Source organism: Mesorhizobium sp. M1295 (assembly GCF_040318135.1).
Taxonomy (GTDB): domain Bacteria; phylum Pseudomonadota; class Alphaproteobacteria; order Rhizobiales; family Rhizobiaceae; genus Mesorhizobium.
Genome location: NZ_JAMYLU010000023.1, coordinates 53,457 through 65,578, shown reverse-complemented (window position 1 = coordinate 65,578; position 12,122 = coordinate 53,457). Strand labels below are relative to the sequence as shown.

Sequence of the window (12,122 nt, the reverse complement as noted above, 5' to 3'; positions counted from 1 at the left end):
TGAAGGCGCAAAGACGCCGCATCTCCGGTCAATCCGTCGGCAGGTGATAATCCCGGAACTGCTGGCGCAAGGTAATCTTCTGGATCTTGCCGGCAGCGGTGTGTGGGATTTCGCCGACAAAAGCGACGTCGTCCGGCATCCACCACTTCGCCACCTTGCCGTCCATGAAAGCGAGAATATCCGTCTTGGTCGGCTCCCTACCCGGCTTGCGGACGACCACGAGCAAAGGCCGCTCGCCCCATTTCGAATGCGGAATGCCGATGGCGGCGGCCTCCGCCACATCGGGATGGCCGACCGCGAGGTTCTCGAGCTCGATGGTCGAGATCCATTCGCCGCCCGACTTGATGACGTCCTTGGCGCGGTCGGTGATCTGCATATAGCCTCCGGGGTCGATATGCGCGACGTCACCGGTATCGAACCAGCCGTCTTGATCGAACTGTTCGGATCCGATGCCGCCATAATAGGCGCGCGCGACGGCCGGCCCGCGGACCTTGAGCCGACCGAAGGTCTTGCCGTCCCATGGCAGTTCGTTGCCGGCGTCGTCCGTCACCTTCATTTCGATGCCGAACGGCGTAAAGCCCTGCTTCTGCTGGACGGCGAGGCGGGCGTCACCCTTCAGCCCGGCATAGTCCGGCTTCAGGGTGCACAGCGTGCCGACCGGCGACATCTCGGTCATGCCCCAGGCGTGGACGACCTGGACATCGTAATTGTCCTGGAACTTCGTCGTGATCGCGCGTGGACAGGACGCGCCTCCGATGACGACTTTCTGCAGATAGGGTAGTTTCTTGCCGGTCTCTTCCAGATGCTGGAGAAGCATCATCCACACCGTCGGCACGGCGGCGCTGAAGGTCACCTTCTCGGTGTCGAGCAGCTCGTAGATCGAAGCGCCATCCATCTTGCAGCCGGGCATGACCAGCTTGGCGCCAATCATCGGCGCGCTCTGGGCAAGGCCCCAGGCATTGGCGTGAAACATCGGCACGACCGGCAATATGGTATCGCGCGACGACAGGCCCATGGCGTCGGGCATCGCTTCGATCATGGCGTGCAGCACGTTCGAACGATGGCTGTAGAGGACGCCTTTCGGGTCGCCCGTCGTGCCCGAGGTGTAGCACATGCCGGCAGCGGTGTTTTCATCGACTGTCTTCCAGGCGAAGTTGCCGTCGGCTTGAGCAAGCCATTCTTCATAGGCAACGACATTGGGCAGCGCAGTCTCGGGTAAATGCACCTTGTCGGTCAGCACGATAACCTGCTTCAGCGACTTGACCGCGCCGGCGATCTTTTCAAGCAGCGGCAGGAAGGTCAGGTCGACGAAGATTGCCTTATCCTCGGCATTGTTCATGATCCAGGTGATCTGCTCGGGAAAGAGCCGCGGGTAGAGCGTGTGATAGATCGCGCCGACACCCATGATGCCGTACCACGCCTCGATGTGGCGCGCGGTGTTCCAGGCCAGGGTCGCGAGGCGGTCGCCAAGCCCGAAACCGTCACGCTCTAGCCGCTCGGCGACCTTCAGGGCACGATGATGGATTTCGGCATATGTGCTGCGCACGATCGGCCCCTCGATCGAACGCGACACGATCTCGCGGCTGCCGTGCTGCCGCTCGGCGTTGTCGATCAGCTTGTGGCAAAGCAGCGGCCATTCCTGCATCAGCCCGAGCATCGTGCTCCTCCCGTAATTTTTTTGCGCCATTGTGGGAGGAATCGGCGGATTGTCTAGCCAGAACCGGGCTGAAGCGGTGCATAGAGCCAAACGAGGCCGAATTCGCCACAATCCGGCCATGCTCGGCGTTAACGTTGATTAACAGGCGGGGCGCGATTGGCGAATGAAAGAGGTTCGCATGGACGCGCAGCTCGACGACAAAGCCCTCGAAAATACGCTTGCCGAAAGTCTGACCGATCTGGTGGCGGCCGATGGCGCCCAGGCCGATCTGGTGCCCGACGCCAAAACCATTTCCGAAGATGAATTCGTCGAGGTCGTCGGTGGCGCTCTCGAAGCGGTCGGCGGCACGCTCTTGTTCAAGATGTGCGTCGAGAACGAGGGCGAAAGCCAGCACGTCGCTGCCGCCTGCGTCGGCGATGGCGGCAATCGCCAGTTCCTGCTGCTCACCTTGCCTGCCAGCGGTGGTGCGCTGAAGGTCGAGACCACCTCGAAAAGCACCAATCCGGTGGCCGGCATTGCCGCCGCCTATGCCGGGCTGATGGACGCATTCCAGACCGCCGCCTGAGTTTTCGGCGAAGCGGAAGAAAGAGGTGAGACTTGCCCCCGCGGTCGACGCTTTGGCGTCGCGGCAGGCAGGTCTTGCACAACGCGCTTGCCAGACACATTTGGGGTTGAGGCAAGGAGATCCGACATGGACCAGATCGCAAACCCGGCACCCGGCTTTCAGCGCAATCCCGGCAAGATCATCACCGTCGAGCCTTACAAGGGCACCGTGACGGTGCGCGCCGGCGGCCTAGTGATCGCCTCGTCCAGCAAGGTCAAGGTGCTGACCGAACCGCCCTACCCCCCTGTTTTCTACATTCCGTTCGACGACATCGACTTCAACAAGCTTGGCAAGACCGAGCTCTCGACCCATTGCCCCTACAAGGGCGATGCCAGCTATTGGAGCGTGCTGCCCGCCGGCGATGCAGGCAAGGATGCGATGTGGGCCTATGAGCGGCCGTTCGACGAAATGGCCGATATCCGCGACCACGGCGCGTTCTATCCAAACAAGGTGACCATCGAGGCCACGCCCGACTGATCAGTCGGTGGTGCCTTCATCGCCAACACCGTCGGCATCGTCGAGCCGGACGAAGGTGAGGCCCTTGGCCTTCAGCGCCAGAAGTCCCTGCACCACGCCTTCGCCGGCCGCATGGGTCGGCTGGTTGATGTGAGCGATGAGGACGTCGCCGTCCTTCGCCGCGGCAATGCGTCGGGCGGTCTCTTTTGCGCCGAGCAATGAGCCGCCATCGCCGTTGATTGAGAATCCGGCGATCTTGAAACCAAGCTTGCGTATCATCGCGATTGCCGACGGGCTGTATTCGGCGGTCGCGCCGCGAAACCATTTCGGCGCCGGCTCGCCGGTCACGGCGAGAGCGGCAGCACCCGATTCGACCTCGGCCAGCACGGCCTCCGGGCTGCCGGCACTGCGAATGCCGTAGATCTTTTGCGGCGTGTCGACAGCCGGGACATGGCGGCCGCCATGGTTTTCCAATTCAAACAGTTCGGGATGCGCCCGCATGATCTCGACGGCGGCGGCGTTGTGCTTCAGCCAGATGCCGGTGACGAAAATGGTGGCAGGAATCTTGTTTTCCACCAGCGCCGAGAGAATCCGTGTGTCGGTCCTTCCGCCGCACGCATCGAGCGTCAGCGCGACGCGGCCGCCGCCCGCCTCGGCCTTGATGTGCAGCGTCGGTGCGACGAGCAACTGGGCGTTGCCAGGAGAAACAGCCCACAGCGATATCGCAATGGCGCAAAAATACTTTTGGAACGGGCGCATCGATTATTTCCAGGTCGGCCGGATCAAGAGTGAAGCGGCGACCCCAAGACCGCCATCAAGGCGGAAATCGGGACGATGCCCCTGCAAAAGCGTCTGCAGCGGCAATTTGACCGCCGGCCTGACCTTTGGCAAGCGCGAGGTCACAATGCGTGCTCCACGTCCTTAACCGTACGTGAAAGGATCGCGCGCACCGCGCCGGCAACCGCTTTGACCTCAAGTCGCCAGACGCTGCAAGCCTTGCTCGCATCGGTCCGGCGGCACAGGCTCCTGGCTATGGACTCGCAAGTATCGAGGGCCGCGGCGTAACCCTGGCCACGGCGACAGGACCTCAGACGGCCGGGTCGGTCAGGCCGAAGAGACCGACAACCGGCGTTCCCGCGGCGGCGGCCATGTGCTTGGGCCACTCTCGTGCCCCAGAAACAGGCGTGCTTGGCCGGGGACAGCCGGCAGCGTTGCCAGTGACAGAGCCCCGACCACGTTGACGACCGGCGAACCGGCCTTGGCGGCGATGCGCTCGGCAGATGCCCGTTCATCGAGGCCGCCGACAAGCAGGAAGTCCAACCCGGTCTGTCGCGAGATCTCGTCGATCGCCAGCGCAAAACGTTCCGGTTGCCATTGCCTCCCCGGAAGCTCGCTCCCGCATGAACGGCTATGAAGGCGTTACGCCGATTATGATCCCGGTCGAGAAGCGCCAATGCCCTGGCGGTCTCCAACGGCAGCGGCTCAATCGTTGGGACCTGCGCACGCAACTCCACGCCAAGCGCCTCAAGCGGCGAAAGATATCGGTAGAGATAATACTGGCCACCAAAGCCAAACGGCTTGGCTGCGACGTTGGCGGGCTGGCGTTCCAGCCAGCGCAACGGCTTTCGGGAGGATCGTATCCGACGCGGGTCTTGGCATTGACGAGCCTGACCGATGGTGCGTGAGATTTTGGAATCGGCCACGTCGATGGTCAGATCGAACTGTAACCGGCGCGGAGCGCGCGCCAACGTGTAAGGCTCGCGACCACGCTGCACAGGAGTGCAACGCATCCGTGCGCGCCGGAACGCCACCACGTCCGAGGCGACGCCATGAGCCATCAGGCACCGGCAAAAGTCCGCCTCGCAAAGGAACACGATCCTGGCCCTTGGATATTGGAGGCGCAGGTTACTGGCGAGCGCGGAGGCGAGGACAAGATCGCCGATGAATTCGTCTGGAGGAATCGAGCGGACGTGCGTGGGCGGGTACTGCAACACCTGTTTCTGGCACCGGGACGGGTTTGGGGCCTGGAAACTGGGCAGAAATGATGTCGGGATTTGGAGCCGTCACGCGAACGTTCGCGTGAATTTGGTTACGAATTGGTAAGGACAGAAGCTGGTGGATTCCAACGCTGATCCGCAGCCGTTCTTTGCAGCCTGCGCCGCCGATTGCGCGGCGCATCTGTTCCAGATCGAGCAGATCAAAGTCGAGGCAGCGATCCCAAAAGCGCCATCACGGCGCCAGGTCACAGTGCGTGCTGCAAGTCAGTAACCGTGCGTTAAAGGCTCTCGTCACCGCGCTAACATCCGATCGATCCCAAGTCGTCAGACGCAGGTTTTGTTCTCACTGCCAGTTCCTTGGTCACGCATACTATAAAATGGATCAAACCTGCTCCACGACAGACTATTGCCATCCGAAGCGCCGGCTCAAACCTGCCGTCGTATGAGCCGGCCCTGATGCTGATCATGTTGCAGACTTGTTAGTTTACCGAGGGTTGTCCTGTGGCTTTTCTTGGCCTTGAGACTTCGACCACCAGACAAAATACAGCGAGCCCATCTTCATCACAGGCACGCGGCGGTCGCGTTCCCTGGCTCGCAACTCACGATAGGTCTTCATCTTCAGAGTGCCGCCCGGCAACCTGATACGCACTGCCATCGGTCCAACTCCCGTTGTGCAACGCAGCAATTTTGTGCAATGCGGTGAATAGAGACCTTCCGTTACGGAAGAGTCAACAGCATCATCATCAACTTATTTTGCGAGCTGGCCCGCGCAGGCGGGCGGGCAGGCGCATGCCAGGCCGAAAGAATTGGGGCGTCACCCTGGCGACCGATCGTCAATCAGGCGCTGGCGGTTCGACCACCAAGTAAAATAAACCCGGCCGATCTTGACGACGGGTATGCGGCGGGCGCGCTCGCGATCGCGCAATTCGCGATACACCTTCACCTTCAGCGTGCCGCCAGGCATCCTGATACGCACCGCCATCGATTCCGTCGCCCCATTGTGCAATGCAGCACAAGAGACCTTCCGTCTCGGAAGAGTCAACGCCTGTCCGCGGACTATTTCTGGGGTTAGTCGAGCGGTCTCGGACGTTTTGGCGCGCACGGCGGTTCCTGATCCTGCACCGGGGCGTCATGCCCAGCCGGGATCGTCGGGTGCGGGGGCTATTTCCTGGGCGAGGACTTGTTGGGCGAGGATGGGCGATCGGACATGCCGCTCGGCCACCAGATGACGAAATAATTGCCGACCTGCCAAACCGGCACCTCGCGCTTCTGCTCGCGACGCCGCAGCTCGTCCCTCTTCTTGATCTTCAAAGTCCCGCCCGGAAGCCTGATTCTTATCGTCACGTGTCCTTCCCCTACCCCCAAGGTACGAACGATAGACGGGAACGGTTTCATCCCGGCTAAGTAATTTCGTCCAGGTCGAGCAATTTCGGGGCCGGTAGACGCAGCGCGCCGGACCACAGCGAGATCGCCGGAACCGGCTTCATTTGAAGAAATCCGCAATGCCGTTGATGGCCAGCACCACATAGACGATCGGACCGGCGACAAATGCGCAATAGAGGCAGAGGATCGCCGCCAGCACCAGCAGCAGCGGCTTGTCGCGGCCGACCGCGCGGAGTTCGGCCTTCACCGTCCAGCGGGCCGCAGCCGTTTGTTCATCATCAGACATGTTCACCATCCCGCGCCCCATTTCACACGGCGGGTCGAAAACATCAACCTTCCTTGCTGCGCGGAGGAATCTTCGGTCGGGATCTATTCACGCTCCGGCTTTCGCAGCTTGCACCGCCGCTTGCGCGGCGGCCAGCCTGGCGATCGGCACGCGGTAGGGCGAGCACGAGACGTAGTCGAGGCCGACCTTCTCGCAGAAATGGATCGAGGCCGGGTCGCCGCCATGTTCGCCGCAAATGCCGAGCTTGATGTCGGGCCGCGTCGCCCTGCCCTTCTCGGCCGCCATCCGCACCAGTTCGCCGACGCCCTCTATGTCGAGCGATACGAATGGATCCTGCTCGATGATGCCTTTTTGCCGGTAGGTCTCGAGGAACGAAGCCGCATCGTCGCGCGAGATACCGAAGGTGGTCTGAGTCAAATCGTTGGTGCCGAAGGAGAAGAATTCGGCCGCCTCGGCGATGACGTGAGCGCGGATCGCGGCGCGCGGCAGCTCGATCATCGTGCCGGTGAGGTAATCGATCTTGACGCCGGTCTCCTGCATGACGCTTTTGGCGACGGCATCGATGCGCGCCTTGACGAAGTCGAGCTCCTTCACCAGCCCGACCAACGGTACCATGATCTCCGGCACCACCAGCGCGCCGGCCTTCCTGCCGGCCTCGACGGCCGCCTCGAAAATGGCGCGCGCCTGCATCTCGGCGATTTCGGGATAGGAGACGGCAAGCCGGCAGCCGCGATGGCCGAGCATCGGATTGAACTCGTGCAGCGCTTCGGTGCGCCGCCGGAGCTTGTCCGGCGATACGTTCATGGCGGCGGCGACCTCGGCCACCTCCTCCTCCGTTTTGGGCAGGAATTCGTGCAGCGGCGGATCGAGCAGGCGGATCGTTACCGGCAGGCCAGCCATGATCTCGAACAGTTCGAGGAAATCCGAGCGCTGCATCGGCAACAGCTTGGCCAGCGCCGTTCGCCGGTCCTTTTCCGTATCGGCCAGGATCATCTCGCGCATGGCAATGATGCGGTCGCCGTCGAAGAACATGTGCTCGGTGCGGCAAAGCCCGATGCCTTCGGCGCCGAAGGACCGCGCCATGCGGGCATCGAGCGGCGTCTCGGCGTTGGTGCGCACCTTCATGCGGCGCGCGCCGTCGGCCCATTCCATGATGGCGGCGAAATCGCCCGAGAGTTCAGGCTGCAGCATCGGTACGACGCCCTTCAGTACCTGGCCGTTGCCGCCGTCGATCGTGATGATATCGCCCTTGCGGAAGGTTGCGCCCATCGCCATCAGCGTGCCGGCCTTGTAGTCGACGCGCAGCGAGCCGGCGCCCGAAACGCAAGGCTTGCCCATGCCCCGCGCCACCACGGCGGCGTGGCTGGTCATGCCGCCGCGCGTCGTCAGGATGCCTTCGGCCGCGTGCATGCCATGGATGTCTTCGGGGCTGGTCTCGATGCGCACCAGGATCGCCTTGCGACCTTGCGTCTTGGCCTCCTCAGCGTCGTTCGATGAAAACACGATCTCGCCAGTCGCAGCGCCCGGCGAGGCCGGCAGGCCGACGCCGATAATGTCGCGCGCCGCTTTTGGATCGATTGTCGGATGCAGCAACTGGTCGAGCGAGGCCGGATCGATGCGGGCGACGGCCTCTTCCTTCGAAATCAGTCCATCCCTGGCCATGTCGACGGCAATCTTCAGCGCCGCCTTGGCGGTGCGCTTGCCGGACCTGGTCTGCAGCATCCACAATTTGCCGCGCTCGATGGTGAATTCGAGATCCTGCATGTCGCGGTAATGTTTTTCCAGGCGGTCGGAGATACTGACGAAAGCTTGGAAGGCATCCGGCATCAGTTTCTGCAGCGACGGCTTGTCGGAGCCGGCGGCAATGCGCGCCGCCTCGGTGATGTTCTGCGGCGTGCGGATGCCGGCAACGACATCCTCGCCCTGCGCATTGACCAGGAACTCGCCATAGAGCTGCTTTTCACCGGTCGACGGATTGCGGGTGAAGGCAACGCCGGTGGCCGAGGTGTTGCCCATATTGCCGAAGACCATGGCCTGTACGTTGACCGCCGTGCCCCAGCTTTCGGGAATGTCGTGCAGGCGCCGGTAGGTGATCGCGCGGTTGTTCATCCAGCTGGAAAACACCGCGCCGATGGCGCCCCAGAGCTGCTCGTTCGGATTCTGTGGAAAGGGCTTGCCGAGTTCCTCCTCGACCTTGGCCTTGTAGAGCGCGATTACGCCTTGCCATTCGATGGCTGTCAGCTCGGTGTCGAGATCGCGGCCGAGGCCGCCCTTCTGGTCCTCGAGGATTTCCTCGAACACCTCATGGTCGAGACCCATGACGACATCGGAATACATCTGGATGAAACGGCGGTAGCTGTCATAGGCAAAGCGCGGATCGCCTGAATCGGCGGCCAGGGCTTCGACCGTTTCGTCGTTGAGGCCGAGATTGAGCACGGTGTCCATCATGCCGGGCATGGAAGCGCGGGCACCGGAGCGCACCGAAACCAAAAGCAGTTTCGACGGATCGCCGAAACGGCGCCCGGTCAGTCGGCCGATGTGATCGAGGGCGACCGCAACATCCGCCTCCAGCGAGGCCGGATAGGTGTGGTCGTTGGCGTAATAGGCGTTGCAGACTTCGGTGGTGATGGTGAAGCCCGGCGGCACCGGCAGGCCCAGGCTGCACATTTCGGCAAGGTTGGCGCCCTTGCCGCCGAGCAGATTGCGGTCGCCGGCACGGCCTTCCGCGGCGCCGTCGCCAAAGGTGTAGACCCATTTGGTCATGCTTGTTCTCCGGTGCAGGAGATTGGAAATATTGGCAAATCGAGCGATATGATGCTGCAGTGCGAAAGGCAAGGCATCGACCGAGCCAGCCGGCCTCTACAATCGATTAAGGAGAAGCGGCGGCGGAAAGACTTGCTTTTTGGAACGCTTTGCCGCGCGGAACATAATGAGAACGATGAGAACGACCGGAGAGCTCGACTATCTGGAAATGCCGATGACGGGCGGAACATTAGACGGTGTGGAGGCCTTCTGCAGCGCGGCCTTCTCGTCGCTGCTCACCAATTCCGGATCGACTTATTCAGCCTATACCGAAGGGCTGGACGGCGGTCTTCAGGCGGACGGCCAGTATCTGCCGGCGAAGCCGCTCACGTGTGCTATTCTGAAAGGCTGAGGAAACATTGAGCGCCGTTGAGAATGCCGGCGGCACCATTCGTCAGGCCGATCTTTTCACTTGCCGGCGCCAGGCCGTTCCATTTCCTCGACTCAGCGGGCAATGAAGTGGCCGTGTGGGGTGAATAGGCCCGTTCAAGCTGACGATTGCAAAGCCGGTGAATCGGTCGCCCATAGTCGATGTGTCGGCATTGAGCTTTCCCTCGGGTCGTCCTATAAGGCCGCGCGCACAGCGGGCACGCTCCGGCTGTTGGGGCGTCGCCAAGTGGTAAGGCATCGGTTTTTGGTACCGACATTCCCAGGTTCGAATCCTGGCGCCCCAGCCAAACGCAAACGGGGTCCATTCTGTGTCAGACCCGAAGACATGGGTAGCAGAGCGTGGTCCTTGTCGAGGAAGGGATATCTGGGATGAACTGTCACATCTCTGAAGAAGGGCAATGGCGTTAATTCTGGAGAGACGCGCTCACATGAGTGTGCGATTGAGAGATGGTGAAGTAAGGGCGCGTAGGAGACCGTTCTCTGCCCAATCGCGGTTCTGAGGTCCTTGACTGGTCGTGGTTGCGGTGCCGAATGTGGGCTTCACGAGCGGTAGTGGCTCGCCCCGACATCGTGGTGGACGCGGCGCGACACCTCCGAGCTGGGTTTATCTACAGGTTCGGCCCGCGCCGTTCTGACATTCGTTGGCAGTCTCGGCCCGAACGCAAACCGAACTTGATACTTTTCCTCGCCTTGGTTGGCGCTGCGATAGAGCTCGTTCAAGGATCGGCCTTCATAAGGCGGGATTTGGACGGACTTGACTTGGCCGCCGATTGCGTTGGCATTGGATGCGGTCTGGTGGCGGTCAGCTGTGCCAGTTCGTTCGTTGGGCGGGCCACTTGACATCTGTGTGTGGCTCAGTCCCCTGGGAGTAGGCAATCCCAAGCTTGTTGGGGATGGCGCGCTGACAACCGAGTATTCACGCGAATTTCCGGGCAGCTCAGGGAGACTTGCCGAGGATCCTTGTTACTTCTGCTTGGCGCGATAGGTAATTAAACCCTCTTAAGTTATCAACGGGATCAGAACGGGTATGTCTTGGCGCTTGTCTGCTACTTTAGCTATGTTTTTGGCGCTGTTTATGTGCGGCATCCTCACCCTGCTGCAAGTGAACGATCAAAAGCGTTCTCCGCCGGTCATGGCCGACGGGCCTAAAGCTTTTAGCGGCACGCTGGTGATAAAAGACATTAGAGATATTACTGTCGCGGCAAACCACGTGATCTTGTGCGGAGCAACTTTCACGAAACCTGCCCAAATGACTGCCCTTGTATCCGAAGCGGCAAGCGATCGGTTCCCGCCTCAGATGGTCACATGCAAACCAGTAGGGCTTGGCACGCCCTGTGACGGTCTTGTCGCGTCAAGGCTGAACAACTTTATCGTGGCCCAATGTTTCACTAAAGACGGAGCCGATCTCGCCGAACAACTCATAAGCCAAGGAATTTTGTGCGGCCAGCCAGACCAATCCGGTGGACATTATAAGCCGTGTCCGTAGCCTCGTGGTATGGGAGCGCTGGCCCTAATCTGGCGCGTCGCGTCCTATCCGCTTAAACGTTTTCGACCTCATCGTCACGTTGCGCGTGTATTGGCTATCCATTCCGATTTATACCAGTCTACAAACCTGCCCAAGCCGACTTCCAGTGACGTTCGCGGTTTGAAACCGAAGTCGTGTTCCATCAATGTCATGTCGGCGAAGGTCTGCACCACATCGCCGGGCTGCATCGCCACGGATTGGCGGTTTGCCTTTACGCCTAACAGCTTCTCCAAAACATCAACGAAGTCGTCCAGTCGAGCTGGCTGGTTGTTCCCCACATTGTAGAGCTTGCTGGGCGGAACGTACGTTACCGGCGGCTTATCGAGCACCGCAACAACGGCTTCCACTACATCGTCTATGTATGTAAAATCGCGCCACATCTCGCCATTGTTGAACACGCGGATCGCCTTGCCTTCAAGCATGGCCTTGGTGAACATCCAATAGGCCATATCCGGCCGGCCGAAGGGACCATAGACCGTGAAGAATCGCAGACCGGTCTGAGGCAGGCCAAACAAATGGGCATACGTGTAGCTCATCAATTCATCCGACTTTTTCGTGGCCGCGTACAGTGACACCGGATGGTCCACCCGGTCGTTCTCGCTGAAAGGCACTTTTTGGTTGCCTCCATAAACGGAGCTCGATGAGGCATAGACCAAATGCTCAAAGCCGGGGCAGCCACGACAAAATTCTAGGACCTCAAGATGACCGGCGATGTTGGACCGGATGTAGGCTCGTGGGTTTTCTAACGAATAACGCACCCCAGCCTGTGCCGCGAGATGAACGACTTTATTTATGTTCTGCCCGTTTAGGGCTCTCGCGAGCCCCATCGGATCAGCTATATCAATCTCTAGAAAGGAAAAACGTCGCCGTCCGAGCAGGCGCGCCAGCCGAGCTCTCTTCAATCTCGGATCATAGTAATCATTCAAATTGTCGACACCCACTACGCTGTCACCACGTTCCAGAAGGTTGAGACAAACATAGCTTCCAATAAAACCAGCTGCACCTGTGACCAAGATTGGCAA

The 12,122-nt window shown here is 60.7% G+C and carries 16 protein-coding genes and 1 tRNA gene; 8 read left to right on the top strand and 9 right to left on the bottom strand.

The features are described 5' to 3' along the window. Window positions 1-28: 28 nt before the first annotated feature. A complete protein-coding gene (locus NKH29_RS26160) occupies window positions 29-1,657 on the bottom strand; it encodes a fatty-acid--CoA ligase (protein ID WP_353000891.1) in 1,629 nt (542 codons plus the stop codon). Between the two features lie 178 nt (window positions 1,658-1,835). On the opposite strand from NKH29_RS26160, the gene NKH29_RS26155 reads away from it, so the two are divergent. Together NKH29_RS26155 and NKH29_RS26150 are read left to right on the top strand one after the other, a co-directional pair. Next, window positions 1,836-2,222, top strand: a complete 387-nt coding sequence (locus NKH29_RS26155) for a hypothetical protein (RefSeq protein WP_353000889.1) — start codon at window positions 1,836-1,838, stop codon at window positions 2,220-2,222. A gap of 126 nt (window positions 2,223-2,348) precedes the next feature. Continuing rightward, window positions 2,349-2,738 carry a DUF427 domain-containing protein gene (locus tag NKH29_RS26150; protein ID WP_352790581.1) on the top strand — a complete coding sequence of 130 codons (390 nt, stop codon included), beginning with the start codon at window positions 2,349-2,351 and terminating at the stop codon, window positions 2,736-2,738. Here the strand turns inward: NKH29_RS26150 and NKH29_RS26145 are convergent, their stop codons facing one another. Both NKH29_RS26145 and NKH29_RS26140 read right to left on the bottom strand, forming a co-directional pair. After that, window positions 2,739-3,476 (bottom strand): polysaccharide deacetylase family protein, encoded by a 738-nt coding sequence (locus tag NKH29_RS26145; RefSeq protein ID WP_352938277.1) that lies wholly within the window; start codon window positions 3,474-3,476, stop codon window positions 2,739-2,741. It abuts the gene before it with no gap. A 345-nt stretch (window positions 3,477-3,821) separates the two neighbouring features. After that, a complete protein-coding gene (locus NKH29_RS26140; protein WP_353000916.1) occupies window positions 3,822-4,055 on the bottom strand; it encodes a glycosyltransferase family 9 protein in 234 nt (77 codons plus the stop codon). 62 nt (window positions 4,056-4,117) lie between these two features. Between NKH29_RS26140 and NKH29_RS26135 the strand changes: the two genes are divergently transcribed. From NKH29_RS26135 to NKH29_RS26125, 3 genes are all read left to right on the top strand, one after another. After that, window positions 4,118-4,402, top strand: a complete 285-nt coding sequence (locus NKH29_RS26135; RefSeq protein ID WP_352790585.1) for a hypothetical protein — start codon at window positions 4,118-4,120, stop codon at window positions 4,400-4,402. A gap of 144 nt (window positions 4,403-4,546) precedes the next feature. Further along, window positions 4,547-4,762 carry a hypothetical protein gene (locus NKH29_RS26130; RefSeq protein ID WP_084642967.1) on the top strand — a complete coding sequence of 72 codons (216 nt, stop codon included), beginning with the start codon at window positions 4,547-4,549 and terminating at the stop codon, window positions 4,760-4,762. Between the two features lie 70 nt (window positions 4,763-4,832). Then, window positions 4,833-4,985, top strand: coding sequence for a hypothetical protein (locus NKH29_RS26125; protein WP_352494276.1), 153 nt, complete (start codon window positions 4,833-4,835; stop codon window positions 4,983-4,985). Window positions 4,986-5,198: 213 nt separating this feature from the next. Here the strand turns inward: NKH29_RS26125 and NKH29_RS26120 are convergent, their stop codons facing one another. From NKH29_RS26120 to ppdK, 5 genes are all read right to left on the bottom strand, one after another. Beyond that, window positions 5,199-5,369 carry a hypothetical protein gene (locus tag NKH29_RS26120; protein WP_023721752.1) on the bottom strand — a complete coding sequence of 57 codons (171 nt, stop codon included), beginning with the start codon at window positions 5,367-5,369 and terminating at the stop codon, window positions 5,199-5,201. 159 nt (window positions 5,370-5,528) lie between these two features. Continuing rightward, complete coding sequence (locus NKH29_RS26115; protein ID WP_023721751.1) at window positions 5,529-5,696, bottom strand: hypothetical protein; 168 nt, start codon at window positions 5,694-5,696, stop codon at window positions 5,529-5,531. A 179-nt stretch (window positions 5,697-5,875) separates the two neighbouring features. Then, on the bottom strand, window positions 5,876-6,058 hold the full coding sequence (locus NKH29_RS26110; RefSeq protein WP_031194824.1) for a hypothetical protein: 183 nt from the start codon (window positions 6,056-6,058) through the stop codon (window positions 5,876-5,878). A gap of 139 nt (window positions 6,059-6,197) precedes the next feature. Beyond that, window positions 6,198-6,383 carry a hypothetical protein gene (locus NKH29_RS26105; protein WP_031194823.1) on the bottom strand — a complete coding sequence of 62 codons (186 nt, stop codon included), beginning with the start codon at window positions 6,381-6,383 and terminating at the stop codon, window positions 6,198-6,200. 87 nt (window positions 6,384-6,470) lie between these two features. Then, a complete protein-coding gene (gene ppdK / locus NKH29_RS26100; RefSeq protein WP_353000887.1) occupies window positions 6,471-9,146 on the bottom strand; it encodes a pyruvate, phosphate dikinase in 2,676 nt (891 codons plus the stop codon). 139 nt (window positions 9,147-9,285) lie between these two features. Between ppdK and NKH29_RS32725 the strand changes: the two genes are divergently transcribed. From NKH29_RS32725 to NKH29_RS26085, 3 genes are all read left to right on the top strand, one after another. Then, the gene (locus tag NKH29_RS32725; protein WP_502911300.1) at window positions 9,286-9,537 is read left to right on the top strand and encodes a hypothetical protein; all 252 of its coding nucleotides are present in this window, start codon (window positions 9,286-9,288) and stop codon (window positions 9,535-9,537) included. A gap of 250 nt (window positions 9,538-9,787) precedes the next feature. Further along, a tRNA-Gln gene (locus NKH29_RS26090) sits at window positions 9,788-9,862 on the top strand. A gap of 740 nt (window positions 9,863-10,602) precedes the next feature. Next, window positions 10,603-11,061: a hypothetical protein gene (locus tag NKH29_RS26085; RefSeq protein WP_352813352.1), complete on the top strand. Its 459-nt coding sequence runs from the start codon at window positions 10,603-10,605 to the stop codon at window positions 11,059-11,061. Window positions 11,062-11,135: 74 nt separating this feature from the next. Here NKH29_RS26085 and NKH29_RS26080 read toward each other — a convergent pair whose 3' ends face one another. Next, the gene (locus NKH29_RS26080; protein ID WP_353000885.1) at window positions 11,136-12,122 is read right to left on the bottom strand and encodes an NAD-dependent epimerase/dehydratase family protein; all 987 of its coding nucleotides are present in this window, start codon (window positions 12,120-12,122) and stop codon (window positions 11,136-11,138) included.